Source organism: Streptomyces carpinensis, from assembly GCF_002154505.1.
GTDB lineage: Bacteria > Actinomycetota > Actinomycetes > Streptomycetales > Streptomycetaceae > Streptomyces > Streptomyces carpinensis.
This window is the reverse complement of sequence record NZ_MUBM01000083.1, coordinates 1-22,418: the sequence shown is the minus strand read 5'-3', so window position 1 is coordinate 22,418 and position 22,418 is coordinate 1. Positions and strand designations below refer to the sequence as shown.

Genomic DNA, 22,418 nt, shown 5'->3' with positions numbered 1-22,418 from the left:
CGGCGCCGGCGCCGCGCCCGTTCCATCCGAGCAGCGGGGGCGGAGGCATCGGCTGGCACCTGATCCACACGCTGTGCGACCAGGTCAGCGTCGTGGTCAAAGAGAACGGCAAGGACGTGCACGTCTTCCTGCCGTGGTGAGGGCGGCGAGAAGTTGTCGCCCCGGTCGCGTGCGCCGACGCATGACCGGAGGGCGCATGGGTACACGCGGGTGCGCAGTCAGCACTCCTTGGAGGTATTCGTGCCCGTTGCCCAGAATCCCCTGTCCGTCGAGGTCACCGTGCCCCGGGAGGACGTCGCCCTGCTCAAGGTCGAGGGCTATCTGGACGTCGACACCGCGACCGAGTTGCAGGCCCACCTGGCCAACCAGCTCCACCACGGCCGACGGCACTTCCTGCTCGACCTGACCGGAGTCCCGTTCATGGACTCCTCGGGCATGAACATCATCCTGCGGGTGTACCAGGAGGTGCGGGACCGCCCGGGCAGCGTGCACATCATCGCCCCGGCCCCCGCCGTGCGGCGGATCCTCGACCTCACCGGCGTCAGCATCACGGTGCCCGTCTCCGAGACCGTCGACGAGGCGCTGGCCCTGGTCGACCGGGAACCGGAACAAGGCGACGAGGCCGAGGAGTAGATGCAGGTACGCCCGCTTCTGGTGCGCTGGTGGACTTCGACGGGCATGGTGGTGCTCGACAGGCGTGTCCGGTCGCCGTGCCATCGGCGGCGCCGGCGGCACGGCGGGATCGAGATCAGGTGCGAGAGCGGCGATCCAGGGGCAGGCGCATGACGTCGAGGCAGAGCGCCTGGAGCCGCAGAAGGGATGAACACCGTGACACGACCCAGGATCCTGGTGGTCGGCGCAGGCTTCGCCGGCGTGGAGTGCGTTCGCCGCCTGGAGCGCAGGCTCTCCCCCGACGAGGCCGACGTCACCCTGGTGACGCCGTTCGCCTACCAGCTCTACCTGCCGCTGCTGCCGCAGGTCGCCTCCGGCGTGCTGACGCCCCAGTCGATCGCCGTCTCCCTTCGCCGCAGCAAGAGGTACCGCACCCGGATCATCCCGGGCGGGGCCATCGGCGTGGATCTGAAGGCCAAGGTCTGCGTCATCCGCACCATCACCGACCACATCGTCGACGAGCCGTACGACTACATCGTGCTGGCTCCCGGCAGCATCACCCGCACGTTCGACATCCCGGGCCTGACGGACCACGCCTTCGGGATGAAGACGCTCGCCGAGGCCGCCTACATCCGCGACCACGTCATCACCCAGCTCGACCTGGCCGACGCCAGCGACGACCCGGCGGAGCGCGCATCACGCCTGCAGTTCGTGGTCGTCGGCGGCGGCTACGCGGGCACCGAGACGGCGGCCTGCCTGCAACGCCTGACGCACGCCGCGGTCAAACGCTACCCGCGGCTGGACCCGGCGCTGATCAAGTGGCACCTGATCGACATCGCGCCGAAGCTGATGCCGGAGCTGGGCGACAAGCTCGGCCGCAGCGCCCAGGAGGACCTGCGCCGGCGGGGCGTCGAGATCTCGCTGGGGGTGTCCATCGCCAAGGCCGGACCGGAGGAGGTCACCTTCACCGACGGCCGTGTGGTGCCCACCCGCACGCTCATCTGGACCGCGGGCGTGGTGGCCAGCCCGCTCATCGCCACGCTCGGCGCGGACACGGTCAAGGGGCGGCTCGCGGTGACCGCCGAGATGTGCCTGCCCGGATACGACGGGGTGTTCGCGCTCGGCGACTCCGCGGCCGTCCCCGACCTCGCCAAGGGCGACGGCGCGGTCTGCCCGCCGACCGCGCAGCACGCCTCGCGGCAGGGCAAGCGGGTCGCGGAGAACCTGATCGCTTCGCTGCGCAACCAGCCCATGCGGCCGTACGAGCACAAGGACCTGGGCCTGGTCGTGGACCTGGGCGGCGCGGACGCCGTCGCCAAACCGCTGGGCGTGGAACTGCACGGGGTGCCCGCGCAGGCGGTGGCCCGCGGCTACCACCTGGGGGCGCTGCGCACCAACGTGGCCAAGACCAGGGTGGCGACGAACTGGCTGCTCAACGCGGTGGCCGGTGACGATTTCGTACGCACCGGCTTCCAGGCGCGCAAGCCCGCCAAGCTCAAGGACTTCGAGTACACGGATGCGTACATGACCAACGAGCAGGTGCGGGAGTACGTCGAAAGGGCGCGGCCCCGGGCTCGGTGATCCCGCGCGGGAGGTGGCTCCCGCGCTCACGGCCGGGCCGGGACGTGCCGGGAGGTGCGGCCCGGCCCGTTCCGGCCCGGCTGTGACGTGCGATGCTGTGGCCAGGGATCATCACCGGCAACGGGAGAGAGTACGGCGGCGTGAGTGCGGCGGAGGGGTCGGTCTGGACACGGCTGCGGGATCGCGTCACGGCGTCCGATCCCGGGCTGCTGAGGCTGGCCGCGGGTTCGCGGACGGCCGGTTCGATGGCGCTGACGCTGGCCGTCCTCGCCGCCCTGCGCGTCCCCGTGCCGCATCTGGTGGCCGGCGCGATCTCGTCGATGGCGGCCACCTTCGCCATCCGGGAGAAGCAGCGCGCCCGGCAGGCGGTCACGCTGGCGCTGGGCCTGCCCGTGGCGCTGGCGTCCGTGTCCCTGGGCGCGCTCCTCAACGCGCGTGTGGTGGCCGGGGACCTCTTCTTCGTCGTCGTGATCTTCTGCGCCGTCTACGGCCGACGGTTCGGCGACCGGGGCAACGCGCTCGGCCTGATCGGCTTCCAGATCTACTTCATGTCCCTGTTCGTCGGCGCCACCGCGGCCACCCTGCCGAGTCTGTACGGCGTCGTCGCGATCGCGTTCGCCTCCAGCGCGCTGGTGCGCTTCCTGATCGTCTACGAGACTCCGGCGGGCATTCTGCAACGGCTGCGCGAAGCCTTCCGGGTGCGCCTGGCCCAGTTGGTGGCGGCGCAGCTCGAACTGCTGGACGCCGGGCCCGACGAGGTGGAGAAGGTCCTGGAGTCCGTGCGTGAGGGCACCGCCCGGCTGCACGAGACAGCCATGATGATCCAGGGCCGACTGGAGGAAGGCACCTCCGACGAGTCCGTGGCCCGGCTGCTGCAGCGGCGGATCGCGGACGCCGAGATCGCCGCCGAGCGGCTGGGGCTGCTCCTGCTCACCGCCCGCAGCAGCGAACGGACCGACACGCTCACGCTGCACCTGCCGGGCGCGCCCGTGCCGTCGGGCGGCCGGCTGCCGCTGCGTGAGGAGGCGACCGACACGCTGCGCCGCGATCTGCGGGCGCTGGGCGTGCTCGTGCTGCGGCCGGTCGCGGAGGGCGCTCGCCCCGCGATGTCGCACATGCGCAACCGGCTCCTCGGCTACCGCGAGGAGGAGAACCTGCCGCCCGGGTCGGCCGCCGTGCAGGACGTCTTCCGGGGCATCGGCGAGGCGGCGCGCGCGGTGATGGGGCTCCGGCTCGCGCTGGGCGGGCCGCAGGACGACACCGACGACACACCCGCCACCACCCGCTCGCGCGAGGAACTGGACGCCGAGAACGCCTCCATCGAGTCCGCCGAACAGGACGAACAGGAACGCCGGCGGGAGCAGCCGCCCACCGGGCTGCGGCGGCCCACGACGCGGGCGGCCGTGCAGGTCGCCCTCGGTTCGTCCCTGGCCATCGTCGGGGGCGAGTTCCTCTCCGCTCAGCGCTGGTACTGGGCGGTGCTGACCTGCTGGATCGTGTTCATCAACACCTCGTCCACGGGCGAGATCCTGGTCAAGGGCTACCGCCGGCTGCTCGGCACCGTGCTCGGGGTCGTGGCCGGCATCGTCCTGGCCGGGCTGGTCGGGCCGCACACCTGGACGGCGCTGCTGCTGGTGCTGCTGTTCGTGTTCGCGATGTTCTACACGGCCCCGCTGTCGTACACGCTGATGTCGTTCTTCGTCACGGCGGCGCTGGGACTGCTGTACACGCTGCTGCACACGTACAGCCTGGCTGTGCTGCTGCTGCGGGTGGAGGAGACGGCGCTGGGCGCGGCCTGCGGGATCATCGCGGCGGCGGTGGTGCTGCCGGTGCGCACCGACCGGCGTACGAACGAACTGCTCGTCACCGTGCTGGAGCGGCTCGCCGACGTGACGGGGGCGGCGGTCGACCAGCTCAGCGGTGGGCCGGAGACGGATCTGCTGGACCAGGCGCGCGACCTGGACCAGGCCCTGGGCGACCTGCGGTCGGCCGTGCAGCCGCTGACGCACCCGATCACCCCGCTGCGGGCGCGGCGCAACACGGCCCAGTACCTGCTGGCCCTCCTCGAGACATGCGCGTACCACGCCCGCTCGCTTGCCGCGACCGCCGAGCTGCTGCCGACCCATCCGTCGATCGCGGCGGATCCGCGGCTGCGTCAGGCGTGCCGCCGCATCACCCACAACATCGCCGCGCTCACCGCCCATGTGGCGGACGAGCAGGCCACCGCCCAGATCGAGACAGGCCCGAGCATCGCCTCCATGCTCGAGTCGGGCGGGACGCCCGGCACACCCCGCTACGGCCGCATCACCGACCGGGTGCTGCGGCATCTGCAACGCCTGGACGAGTCCGTGGTCGGTCTGGCCCGTCCCCTGGGCGTCCCGGTGCCGACACCCAAGCGCTGAGCGGGGCAGCCGACCCCACGTCCCGCGCGCCCGGTGGCGCGGTGTGCCACGTGGTGGGGTGTCAGAAGTCCGTGGGCAGGCCGCTCGCTTCGGCGATGCCGCGCAGCTCCTCGGCCTCCCGATGGCGGTCGCGGATGTAGTCGGCGATCTCGGTGAGGCGCGCCGGATCCGCGGCGGTCGCGGCGTCGGTGACCACCCGGACCGGGCCGGTCTCCTCTATGTCCAGAACGACCAGCTCGTTGTCCATCCGGCCGGTGACCGCGGTGGCGATGACCAGGGCGGCCTCGTCTCTTATCTCCTGTGGCAGGCCCTGCGTCTGGGGGCCGTCCAGCGGAAAGTCCGCGGTGGGCACACCCTGCTCGCTCTGATCGTGAATGGCCCGCAGGACCGGGTCGACGACGGCGAGCAGGCGTTCGTAGTCCTCTTCGGGCATCCGGATCCGCAGGAGGTCGAGATACACCTCCACGGCCCGGTCATCGGGCGGAAGCTCGTCTTCGTTCATCTGCTCCGTGTTCCCCGCCCTGCGCCGGTCAGACGCGACATCGGCGGGCCGGTGCGAACGGCCTGGTCAGACGGCCGCCGACCGCGACCCGTTGCCTCGCCGGCGCGACCGCTCCGCCAGCACCTCGTCGCGCACCCGCGCGCAGCTGCGGCTGATGAGCCGGGAGACGTGCATCTGGGAGATGCCCAGCTGGTCGGCGATGCGGCTCTGCGTCATGTCCTCGAAGAAGCGCATGTAGAGAATGGCCCGCTCCCGTTCGGGGAGCCGCCGCAGCCCTTCCTTCGCCGACTCCCGGTCGACGACGACGTCGTACGAGGCGTCCGCCGAGCCGAGCGTGTCGGCGAGGCTGTAGCCGTCGGCGCCGGCCGACAGTTCGGCGTCCAGGGACAGCGTGCTGAAGCTGTCCAGCGCCTCCATCCCAGTGGTGACCTCCTCCTCCGTCAGTCCGGTGTGCGCGGCGATGGCGGCGACCGAGGGCTCGGTGCTGCCGGGGTTCTGAGTGAGGTCACGGCGCGCCACGCGTACCTTGTTGCGCAGTTCCTGCACCCGACGAGGCACCCTGAGGGCCCACATCCGGTCCCGGAAGTGCCGCTTGACCTCGCCGGTGATGGTCGGCACGGCGTAGCTCTCGAAGGCACCGCGCTCCGGATCGAACCGGTCGATGGCCTTCACCAGCCCCAGCGCCGCCACCTGCCGCAGGTCCTCGATGGACTCGCCTCGGTCGCGGAAGCGGCCCGCGATGCGGTGGGCCATGGGCAGCCACGCGGTCACGAGTTCGTCGCGGACGGCGTCGCGTTCGGGACCGTCCTCCAGTGCGGCGAGGCGGCGGAAGAGGGCTGCGGTGTCGGGTGCGTCGTCGTGCGGTCGCCGGGCGGGAGCATCGTGGTCTTCGGGGGCGCCGGGATGGTTTGTCGGCATATCGATGAGCATGCGGATTCGCTCCTGAACGGTCGTTTCAGGGAATGACCGCGGAAGGGGAGACACTGTCCGGGTGACCTGGAGGCCTCCGGGCCAGCCGTACCGCTCCCGCTGGCGCGCCTCCGGTCCGAAGCACGAGGTTTCGTCTGCCCTGGGGCGGGAGGAACAAACTCCACATTCCGCGATACTTTGCAACGGGCAACACTGTGGCGCTGGGCTCTTTCGTTCGGACGGAGCCCGGCATGGTCCAAACGAGTGGCCCTGAGGGGGCCGGATCAGATCAGCGGCACCACGACGCTGATGCACTTGCCGCCGGAGGGCAGGTCCGACACCTGCACCTCACGCGCCAGCCGGCACACGATCGGCCAGCCGTGGCCGCCGGGCCGGCGCCGGCCCTGCCGGTCCACGGGCGGCCGGACCACCGGCAGCCGGTCGCTGCGGTCGCTCACACAGACGCGTACGCCCCGTCCGATCACGTCCACGTGGAAGTCGGTGACGCCGCCGCCGTGCAGGATGGCGTTGGTCGTCAGCTCGGAGGCGACGAGCTGGGCGTCGGATACGGCGTGTGCGTCGCACGGGCGTCCGGCCAGGCAACATTCGGTGATGGCTCGTTCCACCGCCTGCCTGGCGTCTGCGGGCTTGCACGGTGGGGGCCGCCGTCCGGTCCGGTCCACCGCGGACGACGGTGCGGCGATGGGGGTGGTCCTGTGCTTCTCGCACATCTCCTCGCTCCCTGGATGGTGAAGAAGAAAGCCGGACCGGCCACGGAGCCGTCGGCGGATCGGGGGCCGCACTTGCGTCCGTACGGCTCCGCAGGGGCTTTTTGTTCGGTTGGCCTCTCCGCGCCCCGCCAAACATCCGGGGTTCCCGGCGGGTTGCGGTGCGCGGCAGCCATCGGAGCGCCTCGCGCGGGTATGTGAACGGCATGACCGATGTCGTGGACTCAGACGAGCTGCTGCGGCGCATCCAGCGGGCCAGGTGCTGCGCGCTACAGGAGAAGCACCGATGGCGGGACCGCCGCGACGGCCTCGGGCCGACCGATCCCGACGGGGCGCGCGAGGCGGCGGTGCGCGTGCTGTCCTACGAGGCCGTGCTCAGGGTGCTGGACGAGATCCTCACCCCTGGCAGGCACGCGGAGGAGTGCTGAGAGGAGACCGCCCGGGCGTCACCACAACAGCGTGCCGGACCAGTCCGTCGACCCTTCGGCAGCCGCGGCGTGCGGCCTTCATGCAGGCCGCGGTATGTCGGCTGCGCCGACCGCAAGCGGCAGGCCACGCAACGGGCGTGACCTGACTTCCGAGCGAGTGAATCCCGTCACGGGAGCTGGTTTCGAGTACGTGGATCGAGCGGAGATGGTTTATCGTTCATCCATACGCGGTGACGGGGTCGATTCGAACAAATCCTCCGTACACCGCCGCATACGGCCCTGGCTGGTTTCCCCCGTCCAGCCAGGGCTCTTTCATGCCCTCACACCGGCGCGCGCTCCCTCGTGGTCAGAAGTCGCCGCCGCCGAGGTGCCCGGGGCGCCGGCAGCGGCTGAAATGGGCGTAGGCACATGCGCGGAACCGAACGCCGGTGAGGAGCCCCTGGCCATGACCAAAGCGATAAAACTGCTCACCGCCCTCCCCCACAAGCAGCGCGAGCGCCTGATGGAGGTGGCGAAGGAGGTGTCCTTCCCCGAGGACACCAGGATCTTCGAGCCGGGTGGCACGGCCGACCGCTTCTGGGTCATCCGCTCCGGCGCCGTCCACCTCGACCAGCAGGTCACGCCCCACCGCCGGGTGACCGTGGCGAGCCTGGGCGCGGGCGACCTGCTCGGCTGGTCCTGGCTGTTCCCGCCTTACGAGTGGGACTTCGGGGCCGAGGCCTTCAGCCCGGTGCGCGCCTACGAGTTCGACGCCTCGGCGGTGCTGGCACTGAGCGTGGAGGACCCGCTGCTCGGGCTGTCCCTGGTGCGGACCGTCGCCGAGATCCTCGCCCACCGCCTGGAGCTGACCCGGGGCAAGCTGCTGGAGCAGTACACGATCCCCCGGCGGGGCCTGTAGTACCTCTGCCCCCCTCCCCCACGAGGGCCCTCGGGCGGAAGGCGGCCCTCGCGGGCCTCAGATGCGGTAGCGGCGCAGCGCCGGTACGGCCGCCGCCAGGCCCAGCATCAGCGCGACGACCAGCAGCCCACCGCCCGCGACGGCGGCGCGCGGGCCGAAGGCCGAGCCGGCCGTGCCGTGCAGCACGTCGGCCAGGCGCGGGCCGCCCGCGACGACGACCGTGAAGACGCCCTGCATCCGGCCGCGCATCTCGTCGGTGGCGGCGGACAGCAGGATCGCGCCGCGGAACACCATGGAGACCATGTCCGCGACACCGGCGGCGGCCAGGAACACGACGGCGATCCAGAGGTTGCGGCTCAGGCCGAACCCGGCGACGGCCGCACCCCAGGCCGTGACCGCGCCGACCACCATCCAGCCGTGCCGGCGGGCCCGGGAGAAGGTGCCGGAGAACAGACCGCCGACCATCGCGCCGATGGGGATGGCCGCGAACAGCAGGCCCAGCGCGCGGCCCTCGCCGTAGGGGGCGTAGGTCTCGGCGGCGAGCTGCGGGAACAGGGCACGGGGCATGCCGAACACCATGGCGATGATGTCGGCGAAGAAGGACAGCAGCAGCACCTTGTGGCCGGAGATGTAGCGGAAGCCGGCGGCGATCTCGCGCACCCCCGCGCGGCGGGCGACGGAGCCCGTCAGCGGCGGCAGCGACGGCAGGCGCAGCACCGCCCACACGGTGGCGCACAGGGCCACGGCGTCGATGAGGTACAGCTCGGGCAGGCCGATGACCGGGATCAGCGCGCCGGCGAGCAACGGCCCGGCCACCAGGCCGGTCTGCATGACCGTGGATCCCAGGGCGTTGGCCGCGGGAAGTTCATCCTCGGGGACCAGCCGGGCGATGGAGGCGTTGCGGGCCGGGGAGTTGAGGCCGAAGAAGGCCTGCTGCACGGCGAGCAGCGCCATGAGCACCGCCACCGACTCGAGCCCGCTCACCGCCTGGAGCCAGAACAGCAGCGAGGTGACCGCGATACCGATGTTGGTGACCAGCAGCAGCTTGCGGCGGTCCACGGTGTCGGCGACCGCGCCGCCCCACAGCGCGAACACGACCATGGGCACCAGCCCGGCGAGGCTGGCGTAGCCGACCCAGGCCGAGGAGCCGGTGATGTCATATATCTGCTTCGGCACGGCGACGGCGGTCAGCTGGCTGCCGACCGCGGTGACGATGGTCGACGACCACAGGCGGCGGTAGGCGGGCCGGCGCAGGGGGCGGGTGTCCATGGCCCAGCGGCGCCAGCCTCGCCGGACGGCGCCGTCGGCGGGCGCCGGGCCGCCGCCGCTCGCGGAGCCCGTCCGCGTGTCCCGTCGCGGGGCGGTGCTGCCGTCGGAGCCGCCGCTGGTGTCGGGGGTGGAAGAGGTGTCGCTGGTGTCTGTGGTGTCGCTGGTGTCCACGGGGTCCCTGGCTGCTCGTTACATCTTTCTGTCCGGGTCACTATCGCAGGACTGACTGTGCCGGGGCTGTTTCACCCACGCTCCGGCAGGTGACCCGATGCCGGACAGGCACAAGTTCAGGGCACGACGTACAGACGACTTCCGATCGCAGGTGACTTTCTCATGGAAAACTGGCGAGACCACGCCGCGTGCCGCCGACAGGACCCCGACCTCTTCTTCCCGATCGGCACGACCGGTCCGGCGCTGATGCAGATCGAGCGGGCCAAGGCGGTGTGCCAACGCTGTCCCGTCCAGGAACGGTGTCTGGAGTGGGCGCTCAGCACGGAGCAGACCATCGGCGTGTGGGGCGGCACCACCGAGACCGAACGCCGCGCGCTGAAGCGGCGGCGCGCCACGGCCCGCCGCCGCTCGGGGTGACCACCGGGTGGGGGTCCGTCAGTGCCCGGAGCGGCGCATGGTCCCCCACTCCGCCTCCTGCCGTTTCACCTCGGCCCGTGCCGCCTCGATGACGGAGGAGTCGATCCAGCACATGGGCTCGACGTCGACCACCAGAGGCTCGTTGTCCGGGCCCCGGCCCGTCTCCCGGCCCCTGAGAACCCAGGGACGGACCCCGGGACCCTTGTCGTGCGGCAGATGCGCGTAGTCGTACAGCCGGCGCGCCACCCACAGCTCCACCGACCGGTCCTGCCACCACTCCTCCACGTCGAGCGGGTTGGCGGACAGGCCCGGCATGGGTACGCCGGTGAGTGCGTCGGTGCTGGAGGTGTCGCCCAGATCGGTCTCGGGGCCTCGCGACCAGCGGACGTACAGGCCCCGGTCGCGCTCGACGAGGGCGGCCAGACCGGCCAGCGAGTGCACGACCCGCAGGTCGTCCGATGCGCTCATGTCGTGATCTCCCTCTCGCCTCAGGCGCTCGGGGTACCCGCACGGAGCCGCGGATATCAGCACGGCACAAGTCCGGAATCGCTCATTCCGGTCGCCGGCGGGTGGCACACAGCCGCCCGGCGTGCCGGGCGGCGCACCGTCGCGGGGTGCGGAGGCTCCCGCTGCCCGCTTCCGCTGCCGACTCGCGCCGCCTGGTTCGCCGGCTGCCGCGACGGTGCCGCCATGGCGGCGGCCCGGCGGGGGACTCCGTGAGGCGGCACCGGTCCAGGCGCGGCGCCCTCGTCAGGACACCGGCGCGCGGCGGCCTCATCGAGACTTCGGCGGGACCACCGCGTACACCAGACCGGCGTCGTCGCACAGCACGACGGTGCCGTTCACGACCAGCGGCGCGCACAGACCGAAGACCTCCGGCTTCGACGACCACAACGGTGTGCCCGTACGGGCGTCGAGTGCGGTCACGGTCCAGGTGCCGCATACGTACACGACGCCGTCCGCGACCGCGAGGCCTTGGCCCGCGTCGCGGACCTCCGTGCGCCAGCCCTCGCGTCCGGTTGCCGGGTCCAGCGTGAACGCCGTACCCCCCGCCGCCGTCGCGTACAGCACTCCCCCGGCCACGATCGGCGCGCTGCCCACGTACCCGTCGGTGTTGGCGTGCCACAGGGTCCGGCCGGACTCGGCATCGAGCGCGCGTACGCCGAGCGCGCCGCCCGACGACGACCTGCCCATGCCGATGAACACCCGTCCTTTCGTGACCGTCGGGGCCGTGACCACCGCGTCGCCGGTGTCCGCCGTCCATCGGCGGGTGCCCGTGGACGCGTGGAGGGCATGGACGCCGTCGGTACGGCTCACGTAGAAGACGCCGTCGGCGAATCGCGACGCGGAGGCGGGGAGTCCGTCGAACGCGACGTGCCAGAGGTCCTCGCCGGTCGCGGCGTCGCACGCGCGCAGGGTGGTGGGGCCGGCGCCCGCGCAGATCATCCCGTCCGCGTGGGTCGCGTCGTGGAACCCGCCTTCGGGTGCCGGCGGCCGCCGCCAGCGCACGGCACCGGTCTCCGCGTCGACGGCGAGCAGATCCCCACCGGCCACGAAGACCGTGCGGTCGACGACCACGGGCGTGCAGTCGGCGATGTCGTCGGTCTTGCGTTCCCACCGCACATGTCCGGTGGGGAGATCCAGCGCGAACAGGGACGCGCCGCCGACGTACACCCTGCCGTGCGCGGTCGACGGCGTCACCGCGCCGGTGCCGTAGCTCTCGAACGACCAGCGCACGGTGCCCTGGGGCAGAGACATCGGGGAACTCCGCTTCGATCTCGATGGTGTCGGCTCATGTCGGCCGCCCCCTCCGCCCCCGCAGCCCGCGGCGAGTGCGCCCACCGCACCGAGCGCGCCCAGCAGCAACCTCCGCCGGGGCGGGGCACACGTCGCCCTACGCGCGCGAGCCGAACGGGCGGGATGCGTGGAACCGGCGGCCTCGGCAGGCTCGAAGGGGGGCACGGCCGCCGATCGTACCGGCCCGTCCGGGCTCGGCCGGCGGTCGGGTTGTTCCCCGTCGGGTCGCACCGCTCCACCGGGCGCCGGGTTCCCAACTGCCCCCTCAGGGCCCGGATCTGGCGTCACGGCTCCATCCGTGCGGCCGGAATCCGGCGCGGCAGGCGCCGCGCACGTGCGACGCTCACCGGCACCGCCTGCGCACCATGAACACGTCCACCGGATCCTCGGTCTCCGTCGTGAACCCGTGCCGCTCGTAGAGCCGCCGGGCCGGACTGCCTTGCAGCACGTTCAACCGAACGAGGACATCGCCGCGGTCACACCGCTCCAGCAGTTCCCGCAGCACGCCCGAGCCTATGCCCTGGCCCTGGAGATGCGGGGCCAGGTAGAAGTGCTCCAGCCAGTGGCACTCCCCGGCCGGTCGCAGCGCCACGCAGCCGGCGAACGCGCCGCCCACCTCGATCACCGAGGTGTGGGCCGGGTCGAACCCGTCCCGCAGCCGCTGCCGCACCCGCCGCGCGTCGTACCGCCCGAGGCGTTCCAGATCCGCCCGGAGCACGACAGCACGCAACTCGGCCACTGCCTCGACGTCGGACACCGACGCCGGCCGTATCTCCCAGTCCGCCATGATCGCCACGCTACCGCGCCGCGCCTCCCGCGGTTCCCGGCGGTCGGGAGGTTCGAACGTCCGGGGTCAGAGGGGCCTGCGCGGCACACGTCGGCCGTGCAGCAACGGTGACCACCGCGGGAACACCCCCCACGGGCGACAGGAGTGGTGCAAGCCCTCCTGCGGAAACCGTGCCCGGGCAGCGCGCCACTACCGGCGTCAGCGCCCGGCACCTGAGGGTGCACCCACTCCTTCATGACGCGATCGGCCGTCCTGCCGGGCCCCGACCTGGGAGGACGGGTAAGCCTGTCCGTACGGCCGTCGGGGTGACTTCGGCCTCTGGCCGATTTCCTGCGACGGCCGACGCCGGTGCAGGCGATCGCGGAGCTCCTCGCCGCGATCGGAGTACATTCGTCTCGGTCGTCCCCTTGGACAGGAGAGGAATGCAGCCCGGAGAGCATGAAGAGGTGGCCGACGTCGCACAGCTTCCGGCGCGGCTGCGTCACGTCTACTGGATCGGCGGCGGGAGCGGCGCGGGCAAGTCGACGATCGCCCGCCGACTCGCCGACCGCTACGGTTGGCGGCTCTACGCGACCGACGACGTGATGCGGGATCACGTTGGACGGACCACGCCCGAGCAGGCCCCCTTCCTGCACGAGTTCATCGCCATGGACATGGACGAGCGATGGGTGAACCGGTCTCCGCACGTCATGCTCGAGACGTTCCACTGGTTCCGGGGCGAAGGCTTCGGGCTGATCGTCGAGGACCTCCTTCGCCTGCCGCGGGAGCCCTGCGTCGTCGAGGGTTTCCGGCTGCTGCCGCACCTGGTGAAACCCCTGCTCGCCGCTTCTGATCACGCCGTCTGGCTCCTTCCCACACCGGATTTCCGGCAGGCCGCCATCCGGAATCGGGCCGTACCGGGGGAAGGGTTCGTGTGGAAGACCAGCGATCCGGCGAAGGCCGGCCGGAACGTCGCGGAACGTGACCGCATGTTCACAAGCCTCCTCCAGGAGGAAACCGAGCGCCTCCGACTGCGCGCCATCGAGGTCGACACCACGATGACGGAAGACGAACTCGCCGAGCGGGTGACCACGGCGTTCCGGCTCCAGCCGCACGCGGCGGAGTCGTAGACCCGGCCGAACTCGTCAGAGCGCGCGCAGGAGGCCTACGACCTTGCCGAGGATCTGCACCTGGTCGCCGGGGATCGGGTCGTAGGCGGGATTGCGGGGCATGAGCCAGACCTGCCCCTCTTGGCGCCGCAGCACCTTGACCGTCGCTTCGTCTCCGAGCAGGGCGGCGACGATGTCGCCGTGGTCGGCGCTGTCCTGGCGCCGCACGGCGACGATGTCGCCGTCGCAGATCGCCGCGTCGATCATGCTGTCGCCGGAGACCGTCAGCGCGAACAGCTCTCCGTCGCCCACCAGCCGGCGCGGCAGTGCGTACACGTCCTCGACCATCTCCTCGGCGAGCAGCGGAGCCCCGGCGGCGATCCGACCCACCAGCGGCACTTCCACGAGTGCGGCCGTCCGAGGTTCCCTGTCGGGGGCCTCGGGCGCCCGTACGCGGTAGGCGCGCGGCCGGTGGGGATCGCGGTACAGGATTCCCTTGCGCTCCAGTGCCATCAGCTGGTGAGCGACCGAGGAGGTGCTGGCGAGGTTGACCGCCTGGCCGATTTCGCGCATCGACGGCGGGTAGCCCTGCCGCTCGACCGTGTCCGTGATGAAGCGGACGATGTCCTGCTGCCGAGTGGTCAGCCGTCCTTCGGCGGACCGGGTGCCAGGCGGTCGGCCCCGGCGTGCTGGCGTGTTGTTCTCCATCCCGGCACCTCCGTACAAGATCCTCCAGAGTGCGACCTTAACCCGCGAGCCCTCGCAAATGGAACACTCTTTCTACTGCGGCGGTGCCCAGACGGCCGTGTTGCGCCGCAACGGCATCGGTCCTGCCGCGCCGATCAGGCGACTGGCATCTTCTCCGGAAGGCCGAGTCGCGCCCGCGGAGTGCGCCGGCTGCGTTGTGCCGAGCGGGCAGCCGCCGGCTGCGTTGTGCCGAGGCAGGCAGCCGACGGTGCTTCCTCGTCAGGGTGACGACGTCGGGCCCGGGCCCGACGTCTCGGTGCGCACAACGGCGTCCAGGGCCGGCGCGATGACGGCGAAGGACCGGTCGGTCAACGCGGCCGGGTCCTCGGTGCCGTCACTGTCGCTCCACCGCTGCAGCACCGTCTGGAAGGCGGTCAGGGCCATCCCGGCGGCCAGGTGCGGGTACAGCTCCGCCGTGAGGTCGAGACCGAGTCGCTCCGCCATCTCGGCCGCCAGCTCGTCGCGCCACTGCGCCTGGCGCTCCAGGAACCGGGCGAGCAGCGCGGGCGTGCCCAGGATCAACTGCACGACGGGCAGCGCCCGGTCGGCGTGGCCCGCGCAGGCGTCGATGGAGCGCCACACCGTGTGCCGCAGGGCGGTGGACGGTGGTTCCGCCGCAGGGCGGCTCGCCAGCGCGTCGCGCATGGCGGCGCCCATCTCGGCCAGGAACTGGACGACCACGTCCTCCTTGGAGGCGAAGTACCGGAAGAACGTCCGCTTGGACACTCCCGCGGCGGCGGCGATCTCGTCCACCGTGACCGCGTCGAAGCCTTCGCGTGCCAGCAGACCCAGCGCCGCCTGCGTCAGCTCGTCGGCGACGAGCCGGCGCTTGCGCTGGGCCAGGGTTCCTGCGGGGCGGGAGGTCATCCGCCCATCGTATCCGGCGTGCCACGCCTGACCTTGAGTGCCATACTTGACACTTGGTGACACGCAAGGCACCGTGAGCCGTATGAGGAGTCAGAAGCGCTGGACCGCCGATCGGATTCCGGACCAGAGCGGTCGGGTGTTCGTCGTCACCGGGGCGAACAGCGGCCTCGGCCTTGCGACCACGCGGGCACTCGCCCGCAAGGGAGCCCACGTGATCCTCGCCGTGCGCGACGAGTCCAAGGGCGGACGGGCGGTCGCGGAGTTGACGGCCGAGGGGTCGGGTGCCCGGCTGGAGGCGCGCCGGCTGGACCTGTCCGACCCGGACTCGGTCCGAGCATGCGCCGACCGTCTGCGCTCCGACGGCGTACGCCCCGACGTGCTGGTCAACAACGCCGGCGTGATGGCACCGCCCCGCACGCTCACCGCGCGGGGCCACGAGGTGCAGTTCGCCGCCAACCACCTCGGCCACTTCGCCCTCACCGGCCTGCTGCTGGACCTGATGGCGGACGGCGATGACCCCCGCGTGGTCACGGTGACGTCGGCCAACCACCGCCAGGCGCGGATCTTCTTCCAGGACCTGGCCGGTGAGCGCAGGTACTCGCCGATGGGCTACTACAACCAGTCCAAGCTCGCCAACGCCGTGTTCGGACGGGAGCTGCACCGGCGGCTGAGCGCCGCCGGCAGCCCGGTCCGCAGCCTGCTGGCTCACCCCGGCTACAGCTCCACCAATCTGCAGACGAGCGCCCCCGTCGGCATGGTGAGACTGCTCTTCGGCCGCCTGCTGCTGCCGCTCGCTCAGCCCTCGCACCAGGGCGCCCTGCCCCAGCTGTACGCGGCCACCGCGCCGGACGTACAGGGAGGAGAACTGTTCGGACCGGACGGCATGGGCGAGCTACGGGGCGCACCCAAGCGGGTGGAACTGGCCCCGCGGGCCACCGACCCGGAGACCGCCGGCCGGCTATGGCAACTGTCGGAGGAACTGACCGGCGTGCGCTTCGGACTGCCGGCCCCGGCCTGAGCCGGGAAGCAGAGCTGAGGGCGCGCCGATGGCCACCGGGCGGTGACGAGCGACCTACCCTGGCCGCCTGGAACGATCCGTCCCCGGTTCCATGAACCGCTGGGCCGATCAGTCATCGGCAGAGGGCGGCAATCCTCGGCAGCCGGGCGGCGATCCCGTCGTGGTCGTCGAAGCCGGAGTTCCAGGCGGGGTCGAGAGCGGGGTAGTCGATGGTGAAGGAGTCGCCTGGGAGTTCCGCACCGGTTGCCGTCCTGTACGCGTCCCGATGCTCACAGAGAGTGCTCTCCTTCCGAGTCACGCGGTGAGGGAGGTTCGGAGGAACCCGAGGATCTCCGCCCGCGCGGAGATGGTCCTGTCGCACTTCGCCGAGTGAGGCACGGCTCAGGAACAGAAGTCGGCGATGGTGCCCGTGAGGATGCCGGTGAGGCGCTCCAGCGAGGCCAGGCCGACGTACTCGGTGGCCGGGTGGGCGCCCTCGCCGTCGACGCCGAAGAGCAGGCAGGGGATGCGGCGCGGTCCAGGAGGGCGCAGTCGGTCCAGAAAGGCTCGGCGCGTACCGCGGCCGGGTGACCGAGGGCCTGTTCGGCGTGGCGGGTGAGGGTGCGCACGACGAGGGCTTCGGGATCGGCTTCGAGGGGCTCGCGGTGCAGGCCGGGGGTGAGCCGGTAACGGAAGTCGGGGACGGTGTCGGCAAGGCGGTCGAGGAGGTCGGTCAGCTCGCGCTCGACGCTGTCGGCACTCTCGCCGGGGACGGTGCGCCGCTCCAGGGTGATGCGGCAGTGCGCCGGGTAGGTGGAGGGTTCCTCGCCGCCGTGGATGACGCAGGCGTGCACGGTGCCTGTGCCCAGCAGGGGGTGTGCCGGGCCCTGGGCGAGGCACCGGCCCAGTTCCTCCAGCGCGACGAGGAAGTGACCGGCTTTGGCGATGGCGTCGATGCCACGAGTTCCGGTCGGGAGCCGTGGGCGGCGCGGCCGTCGATCTCGATCTCGAACCAGGCGAAGCCCTTGTGTGGGGTCCGAGTCGGTGAGATCGGGAGTCGCTGGAGTGGAGCGGGTCTCGGGGAACATGAGAGCCTTCCGACGTTGTGATGCCGCCCTGGGAAGCACCAGGCGGGACGGTGCCTAGGGGCCTGGGGGTCAGTCCTGGCCGACCAGGCGCAGCAGGGTGGTGGCGATGCCGCGCTCGTCGAGGGTGCGGACGACCTCCATGCCGCCCAGGACGCCGAGGCAGCCGTCGAAGGCGCCGGCGGTGGCGACGCTGTCGATGTGCGAGCCGGTCAGGACCGGTGCCGCGGTCGGGTCGTTGCCCTCGCGGCGACCGTAGATGTCGCCCATCCGGTCGACGCGGACGGCCGGCCCCGCCTGTTCCATCCACGCGATGACCTGGCGGCGCCCGGCCGCGTCCGCATCGGTGAGGGCCAGGCGGTTCACGCCGCGCAGGCCGGTGCGCTCATCGTCGTACGCGCCGATCTCGGCGAGGTCCGTCAAGGACCGCCGCAGTCGGTCGCAGTCGACGGTGATCTTGTCAGAGGTGGGGCTCGTCATGACCTGTCTCCCGAAGGGTGCCGGAAACGGTGGGTGGTGCCGGTCAGCCGGAAGTGGTGGCGATCGCGAGGCCGAAGCCGATGAGCGCGATGCCCGTGGTACGTCCGAGCAGACGGCGGATCCGTGGCTCGTGGAGAACCGGCCCGGCCTTGGACAGCAGGAACACGTAGCTGCCCAGCCAGGCGAGGGTGAGGGCCGTATGGAGGAGGACGAGGAGCGTCATGGCCCAGGCGGCGGGCAGATGAGGCGGGGCAAGCGCGGGCAGCAGGCCTGTGTAGAAGACGGCGATCTTCGGGTTGAGGACGTTGCTGACCAGACCGGTCCGCCATGGGCTCCCGACGGCGGCAGGTCCGGTGTCCGCCGAGGCGGCGAGTGCGGCGCCGCGGTGCTGCCACAGCGCCTGCGCACCCAGGAACACCAGATAGCCGGCGCCGAGGAGCTTGACGGCCAGGTAGGCCGCGGGCGAGGCGGCGAGCACGGCCGCGAGTCCGGCTACGGTCAGGGCGCCCCAGAGCAGCAGCCCACCCGCGATCCCGCCGACGGTCCGCAACGCGTCCCCGGGGCCGGCCACGAGAGCGCGCCGGGTCACCACCGCCATGTCCGGCCCGGGCACGACGGTCAGCAGGCCGAGGACACCGAGCGCGGCTGCGAAGTGCGTCAGCATGCCGCCGGCCTCCTCCCGATCGAACCGGTCGAACCGCTCGGCGGTGGGGTGGTGAAGGGACGGTGGCTCAACGCAGTGTCTCCGCAGGGTCTTTCGGGTGTCGCGTTCACTGGTCGGTGGTGGATCGCGGGTTGGCGGCGGTGCCCTCGGTACTCAGCAGTACGACCACCGAGGACGGCCCGAGCCCCAATGCCGTGCGGCGTTCATCGGCACCGGCGCCGGTGAGCGCCGCACGCACGCCGGCGAGCGCCGCGGCCCCGCAGGGGCCCGAGGAGACACCGAGGGCGGCGAGATCGCCGGCTGCGCGGGCGCTGTCGGCCTCGCGGACGGCGACAGCGGCGTCCAGCCCGCGGTGCAGGTGGGGCCAGGCGATGCTGGAGGGAGTGCCGCAGTTCAGGCCGGCCATGGTGGTCTCCCCCGTCGTGACGCTGACGGGTTCGCCGACGGTGAGGCTTTCCAGGACGCAGGCCGCGGCCTCGGGCTCCACCGACAGCAGCGCCGGGGCATGCCCGGAGGGGCGGCTGCGATAGTGGGTGACCACTGCCTGGGCCAAAGACCCCACGCCCACCGGTATGGAGACGAGATCGGGGCCTTCGGCGACCCCTTCGGCCGCCAGTTGCTCGTCGATCTCGGCGCAGAGGGTGGAGTAGCCCTCGACGATCCACCCGGGAATCCGCTCATAGCCCGGCCAGGCGGTGTCCTGCACCAGGACCGCGTCCAGCGCGGCAGCCTCCTCGGCCGCCAGGCGCACGGCCTCGTCGTACGACCCTGGGACCTCGGTGACCTTCGCCTGTTCGGCGGCGATGGCGTCCACGGCGTGCGCATGCACGCCCTGAGGGACGAAGACGTGGGCGTGCTGCCCGAGCCGGCGCGCCACGCGGGCCACCGCGCGGCCGTGGTTGCCGTCAGTGGCGGTCACCAGGGTGACCGGGCCCTGTTCTTCGCCGTTCGCGGTCCGCTCGGCAAGGGCGCGGTGGATAGCCCAGGACGCACCCAGCGCCTTGAACGCGGGCAGCCCCAGACGGCACGACTCGTCCTTGACGAAGACCCGGCCGACCCCCAGCCGCGCTGCGACGAGCGGGAGTTCGGTCAGCGGGGTGGGTGAGTACTCGGCCAGCGCGCGGTGGAAGTCCCGTACCTCGAGGGGTGCGTGGTCACACCGCCAGCCACGGGCACCGGGCCGGGTGAACCACGGCAGCATGCGGAGGGAGGAAGCGTTGTCGGACACACAAGCAGGGTCCGGCTTACCCACACGATCGGTCCAGCAAATGTTTTCGACCTATACTCATCGGCTATTCCGATCATTCAGGGATCGGGCCGTGACGTCGAGGAGGCCGGCTGCGCATGTTCGATCTTCACCGGCTGCGTCTGCTGCGCGAACTCAAGCACCGCGGCACCCTGGCGGCAGTCGCCGCTGCCCTGTCCTACGCCCCCTCCTCCGTCTCCCAGCAGCTCTCCCAGCTGGAGGCCGAAGTCGGCGTCCCCCTCCTGGAGCCGGTCGGGCGGAGAGTGCGGCTGACCGAGCAGGCCGAGATCCTCGTCGCGCACACCGAGGCGGTCCTCGAACGCCTGGAGCGTGCGGAGGCGGACATCGCCGCCTCCCTGACCGATCTGACCGGCACCCTGCGCATCGCTTCGTTCCAGACGGCTGCCCTGACCCTGGTCCCGACCGCACTCGGCCTGCTGCGCGACCGGCACCCTCACCTGCGCGTCCACGTCACGCACAGGGAGCCGGAAAAGGCCCTGCCCGCCCTGCAAGCCCGCGACTTCGACCTCGTCCTCGCCGAGGAATACCCCGGCAACCCCAACCCCCGGCCCGCCGAACTCGAACAGGAGGACCTGCTGGAGGACTCCCTGCACCTCGCCCTGCCGCAGCCGGCCGAAAGCCCGGACACCGACGGCCGGATGGCGGCGCTGCGCTCACTGGCCGACCACCCTTGGGTGATGGAACCCGAAGGCACGGCGGCGCGGCACTGGGCCATGACCCTGTGCCGCAACGCCGGCTTCGAACCCGACGTGCGGTTCGAGACCACCGACCTCCTGCTCCACCTCCGCCTCGTCGAGCGACGACACGCCGCGGCTTTCCTCCCCGGCCTGGTCTGGAGCGGACGGCCCCCGACCGTCACCCTGCGGCAACTCCCCCGCGGCCAGCGCACGCGCCGCGTCTTCACCGTCGTACGCCGCGGCCGCAGCCGGCACCCCGCCGTCCTCGCGTGCCGCGACGCCCTGCTCCGCGCGGTCACCCTCAGCTCCCACCAGGCGTAGGGCAGCGAAGTTCACCGTCGGATCAAGCGCTGTGGCCAGGAGGATGGCGGTCAGGAGGACGGTGGTGGAGAGGCGCGGCTGCCGCGGTGGTCACCGGGCCCCCGCCGCCGCTGAGGCGTGAGATCACGACGACCACCGCCCCGCCGGAACAAGGACCGGGACCTGGGCGTTCGTGTGAACATGGTGATCGGCTCGCGGAGAAAGGCGGCGACGTGATGAGCGACAACGAGAAGAGGGCCCTGCTGGCGGGCGGCTGCTTCTGGGGCATGCAGGAGCTGATCCGGAAACAGCCGGGAGTCCTGGACACCCGGGTCGGATACAGCGGCGGCGAGCTGGCGAATCCCACCTACCGCCGGCACGACGGCCACGCCGAGTCGATCGAGATCGTCTACGACCCTGCCGTGACCGACTACCGCACGATCCTGGAGTACTTCTTCCAGATCCACGACCCGACCACGAAGGACCGCCAGGGCAACGACCTCGGCAGCAGCTACCGCTCGGCGATCTTCTACCTCGACGACGAGCAGAAGAGCATCGCAGAGGACACCATCAAGGACGTCGAGGCGTCGGGCCTGTGGCCGGGACCGGTGGTGACCGAGGTCGTGCCGGCCGGACCGTTCTGGGAGGCCGAACCGGAGCACCAGGACTACCTCCAGCGCTACCCGGACGGCTACACCTGCCACTTCCCGCGCCCCAACTGGCGCCTGCCCAAGCGCGCGGAGGCCTGACCCCGCCCGCCCCGGGACCGCGGCGCCTCACCGCGCGCGGTTCGCCGGGCAGCTCGATGCCGAGGGCGGCCGGATCGGTGTCGAGCTGCCGCGGGCTGCCCGTCTTCGCGATCGCGGAGGCGGGCAGTCATCCGTATGGCCAGGCGGGCGCTCTGTCCGCACCGTCGGACACCGGTGATCGGCATCGTCGATCTCAAGGGGCGCCGAACCGACCGGAAAGCGCCTCTCACAGCGCGGGCACGGCGCTGTCGGCGGGTTCGTCGATGATCGCGGCCCGGGCGATGCGGGCGTCCGAACGGATCAGGAGGGCGCCGGCCCGTCGGCCGGCGGACACCGTCTCGCTGCGGCCGGGCGAGTCGGCGGAGATCATCACCCGCTTCGGCGGTCACCTCGGCCGCCCCCTCTTCCACTGCCACCGCGCCGAGCACGAGGACATGGGCATGATGTCCGACCTGCGCGTCGTCTGAGGACGCGCGGGCCGGTCTCGGACCGGGGTCCCCGCACGGAGATCCGCTCGGACCGACGGCGAGGAGTCCGGATCGGCCGGCGGGCAGCCGACCGGCGGGATGCAGGGGGCCGGTTCGAGGATGTCGATCGCGCGGCGATCCGGAACCCGGCCGGACCGCGCCGGAGTTCCGGGCCAGGTCGCCGGTCGCCGGGGCCGAGAGGTCCGGGCGCCCCGGCGGAGGTCCGGCCACCCGGGCGCGGCGGCCGAGCGGGACGCCCCGGCGCGGGCCGGGGGCTCTCTCCGGTGCCCGAGCAGCGTCGTCAGGAGGCCGGTGTCCGTTCCCCGGCCTCCTCGGCGCGAAACTTCCCTGCGCGGGCGGCGATGGCCTCGAGCATCAGGTCCAGGGCGAGGGCGAAGTTCTCCTCCTCGTCGACCTCCGGAAGGTAGGGCGCTGCCGCGGCCAGGTGCGGGTATCGCTGCGCGGGCGCGAGGGCGTACTCGCGCCCCCAGGCGGACTCGTCGCCGGAGCGGGCGCCCGCGTCGAGGGC

At 71.9% G+C, this 22,418-nt stretch carries 26 protein-coding genes and 2 pseudogenes; 13 read left to right on the top strand and 15 right to left on the bottom strand.

Annotation, left to right across the window (positions count from 1 at the left end):
- The 4 genes from BZY54_RS53090 to BZY54_RS12000 all read left to right on the top strand — a co-directional run.
- On the top strand, window positions 1-140 hold a 140-nt coding region (locus BZY54_RS53090), incomplete at its 5' end, for an ATP-binding protein (RefSeq protein WP_143668040.1).
- A 100-nt stretch (window positions 141-240) separates the two neighbouring features.
- Entirely contained in the window at window positions 241-633 is a 393-nt protein-coding gene (locus BZY54_RS12010) for an STAS domain-containing protein (protein ID WP_086725152.1), read from the top strand.
- 186 nt (window positions 634-819) lie between these two features.
- A complete protein-coding gene (locus BZY54_RS12005; RefSeq protein ID WP_086725151.1) occupies window positions 820-2,193 on the top strand; it encodes an NAD(P)/FAD-dependent oxidoreductase in 1,374 nt (457 codons plus the stop codon).
- Window positions 2,194-2,366: 173 nt separating this feature from the next.
- Window positions 2,367-4,595 (top strand): FUSC family protein, encoded by a 2,229-nt coding sequence (locus BZY54_RS12000; protein ID WP_086725155.1) that lies wholly within the window; start codon window positions 2,367-2,369, stop codon window positions 4,593-4,595.
- Window positions 4,596-4,656: 61 nt separating this feature from the next.
- On the opposite strand, the gene BZY54_RS11995 is transcribed toward BZY54_RS12000, so the two are convergent.
- From BZY54_RS11995 to BZY54_RS11985, 3 genes are all read right to left on the bottom strand, one after another.
- Window positions 4,657-5,097 (bottom strand): hypothetical protein, encoded by a 441-nt coding sequence (locus BZY54_RS11995; RefSeq protein WP_086725150.1) that lies wholly within the window; start codon window positions 5,095-5,097, stop codon window positions 4,657-4,659.
- 66 nt (window positions 5,098-5,163) lie between these two features.
- A complete protein-coding gene (locus tag BZY54_RS11990) occupies window positions 5,164-6,027 on the bottom strand; it encodes a SigB/SigF/SigG family RNA polymerase sigma factor (protein WP_086725149.1) in 864 nt (287 codons plus the stop codon).
- A gap of 263 nt (window positions 6,028-6,290) precedes the next feature.
- Complete coding sequence (locus BZY54_RS11985; RefSeq protein WP_086725148.1) at window positions 6,291-6,737, bottom strand: ATP-binding protein; 447 nt, start codon at window positions 6,735-6,737, stop codon at window positions 6,291-6,293.
- Window positions 6,738-6,940: 203 nt separating this feature from the next.
- Between BZY54_RS11985 and BZY54_RS11980 the strand changes: the two genes are divergently transcribed.
- Window positions 6,941-7,162, top strand: a complete 222-nt coding sequence (locus BZY54_RS11980) for a hypothetical protein (RefSeq protein WP_086725147.1) — start codon at window positions 6,941-6,943, stop codon at window positions 7,160-7,162.
- 445 nt (window positions 7,163-7,607) lie between these two features.
- Entirely contained in the window at window positions 7,608-8,060 is a 453-nt protein-coding gene (locus BZY54_RS11975; RefSeq protein WP_086725146.1) for a cyclic nucleotide-binding domain-containing protein, read from the top strand.
- Between the two features lie 57 nt (window positions 8,061-8,117).
- On the opposite strand, the gene BZY54_RS11970 is transcribed toward BZY54_RS11975, so the two are convergent.
- Window positions 8,118-9,500 (bottom strand): MFS transporter, encoded by a 1,383-nt coding sequence (locus BZY54_RS11970; RefSeq protein ID WP_244217117.1) that lies wholly within the window; start codon window positions 9,498-9,500, stop codon window positions 8,118-8,120.
- A gap of 162 nt (window positions 9,501-9,662) precedes the next feature.
- Here BZY54_RS11970 and BZY54_RS11965 point away from each other — a divergent pair, with 162 nt between their 5' ends.
- Window positions 9,663-9,917 (top strand): WhiB family transcriptional regulator, encoded by a 255-nt coding sequence (locus BZY54_RS11965; RefSeq protein WP_086725145.1) that lies wholly within the window; start codon window positions 9,663-9,665, stop codon window positions 9,915-9,917.
- Between the two features lie 18 nt (window positions 9,918-9,935).
- Here the strand turns inward: BZY54_RS11965 and BZY54_RS11960 are convergent, their stop codons facing one another.
- From BZY54_RS11960 to BZY54_RS11950, 3 genes are all read right to left on the bottom strand, one after another.
- Window positions 9,936-10,385, bottom strand: a complete 450-nt coding sequence (locus BZY54_RS11960; RefSeq protein WP_086725144.1) for a DUF6098 family protein — start codon at window positions 10,383-10,385, stop codon at window positions 9,936-9,938.
- A gap of 306 nt (window positions 10,386-10,691) precedes the next feature.
- On the bottom strand, window positions 10,692-11,675 hold the full coding sequence (locus BZY54_RS11955) for an outer membrane protein assembly factor BamB family protein (protein ID WP_086725143.1): 984 nt from the start codon (window positions 11,673-11,675) through the stop codon (window positions 10,692-10,694).
- A 382-nt stretch (window positions 11,676-12,057) separates the two neighbouring features.
- Window positions 12,058-12,501: a GNAT family N-acetyltransferase gene (locus tag BZY54_RS11950; RefSeq protein WP_086725154.1), complete on the bottom strand. Its 444-nt coding sequence runs from the start codon at window positions 12,499-12,501 to the stop codon at window positions 12,058-12,060.
- 130 nt (window positions 12,502-12,631) lie between these two features.
- Between BZY54_RS11950 and BZY54_RS49260 the strand changes: the two are divergent.
- Together BZY54_RS49260 and BZY54_RS11940 are read left to right on the top strand one after the other, a co-directional pair.
- A pseudogene (locus BZY54_RS49260) lies at window positions 12,632-12,739 on the top strand (CGNR zinc finger domain-containing protein); the annotation flags it as partial.
- A 208-nt stretch (window positions 12,740-12,947) separates the two neighbouring features.
- Window positions 12,948-13,610 (top strand): shikimate kinase, encoded by a 663-nt coding sequence (locus BZY54_RS11940; protein WP_244217116.1) that lies wholly within the window; start codon window positions 12,948-12,950, stop codon window positions 13,608-13,610.
- Between the two features lie 15 nt (window positions 13,611-13,625).
- Here the strand turns inward: BZY54_RS11940 and lexA are convergent, their stop codons facing one another.
- Window positions 13,626-14,297, bottom strand: coding sequence for a transcriptional repressor LexA (gene lexA, locus BZY54_RS11935; protein ID WP_086725140.1), 672 nt, complete (start codon window positions 14,295-14,297; stop codon window positions 13,626-13,628).
- A gap of 258 nt (window positions 14,298-14,555) precedes the next feature.
- A complete protein-coding gene (locus tag BZY54_RS11930; RefSeq protein WP_086725139.1) occupies window positions 14,556-15,203 on the bottom strand; it encodes a TetR family transcriptional regulator in 648 nt (215 codons plus the stop codon).
- Between the two features lie 82 nt (window positions 15,204-15,285).
- On the opposite strand from BZY54_RS11930, the gene BZY54_RS11925 reads away from it, so the two are divergent.
- On the top strand, window positions 15,286-16,221 hold the full coding sequence (locus BZY54_RS11925; RefSeq protein WP_086725138.1) for an oxidoreductase: 936 nt from the start codon (window positions 15,286-15,288) through the stop codon (window positions 16,219-16,221).
- Window positions 16,222-16,333: 112 nt separating this feature from the next.
- Here the strand turns inward: BZY54_RS11925 and BZY54_RS11920 are convergent, their stop codons facing one another.
- The 5 genes from BZY54_RS11920 to BZY54_RS11900 all read right to left on the bottom strand — a co-directional run bounded on the left by BZY54_RS11920 (window position 16,334) and on the right by BZY54_RS11900 (window position 19,657).
- Window positions 16,334-16,519: a hypothetical protein gene (locus tag BZY54_RS11920; RefSeq protein WP_086725137.1), complete on the bottom strand. Its 186-nt coding sequence runs from the start codon at window positions 16,517-16,519 to the stop codon at window positions 16,334-16,336.
- A complete protein-coding gene (locus BZY54_RS11915; RefSeq protein WP_244217115.1) occupies window positions 16,491-17,288 on the bottom strand; it encodes a peptidase dimerization domain-containing protein in 798 nt (265 codons plus the stop codon). Before BZY54_RS11915 ends, BZY54_RS11920 begins: the two co-directional genes overlap by 29 nt.
- A gap of 69 nt (window positions 17,289-17,357) precedes the next feature.
- Window positions 17,358-17,765: a hypothetical protein gene (locus BZY54_RS11910; RefSeq protein ID WP_208640628.1), complete on the bottom strand. Its 408-nt coding sequence runs from the start codon at window positions 17,763-17,765 to the stop codon at window positions 17,358-17,360.
- A 43-nt stretch (window positions 17,766-17,808) separates the two neighbouring features.
- On the bottom strand, window positions 17,809-18,429 hold the full coding sequence (locus BZY54_RS11905; protein ID WP_086725136.1) for a LysE family translocator: 621 nt from the start codon (window positions 18,427-18,429) through the stop codon (window positions 17,809-17,811).
- Between the two features lie 106 nt (window positions 18,430-18,535).
- Window positions 18,536-19,657, bottom strand: a complete 1,122-nt coding sequence (locus BZY54_RS11900) for a diaminopropionate ammonia-lyase (protein WP_244217114.1) — start codon at window positions 19,655-19,657, stop codon at window positions 18,536-18,538.
- Window positions 19,658-19,773: 116 nt separating this feature from the next.
- Here BZY54_RS11900 and BZY54_RS11895 point away from each other — a divergent pair, with 116 nt between their 5' ends.
- From BZY54_RS11895 to BZY54_RS53085, 3 genes are all read left to right on the top strand, one after another.
- Window positions 19,774-20,694, top strand: coding sequence for a LysR substrate-binding domain-containing protein (locus tag BZY54_RS11895; RefSeq protein WP_086725135.1), 921 nt, complete (start codon window positions 19,774-19,776; stop codon window positions 20,692-20,694).
- Between the two features lie 215 nt (window positions 20,695-20,909).
- Window positions 20,910-21,422, top strand: a complete 513-nt coding sequence (gene msrA, locus BZY54_RS11890) for a peptide-methionine (S)-S-oxide reductase MsrA (RefSeq protein ID WP_086725134.1) — start codon at window positions 20,910-20,912, stop codon at window positions 21,420-21,422.
- Between the two features lie 263 nt (window positions 21,423-21,685).
- Entirely contained in the window at window positions 21,686-21,889 is a 204-nt protein-coding gene (locus tag BZY54_RS53085; protein ID WP_244217113.1) for a multicopper oxidase domain-containing protein, read from the top strand.
- Window positions 21,890-22,190: 301 nt separating this feature from the next.
- On the opposite strand, the pseudogene BZY54_RS50815 reads toward BZY54_RS53085, so the two are convergent.
- Window positions 22,191-22,418 (bottom strand): annotated as a pseudogene (locus tag BZY54_RS50815) (hypothetical protein); the annotation flags it as partial.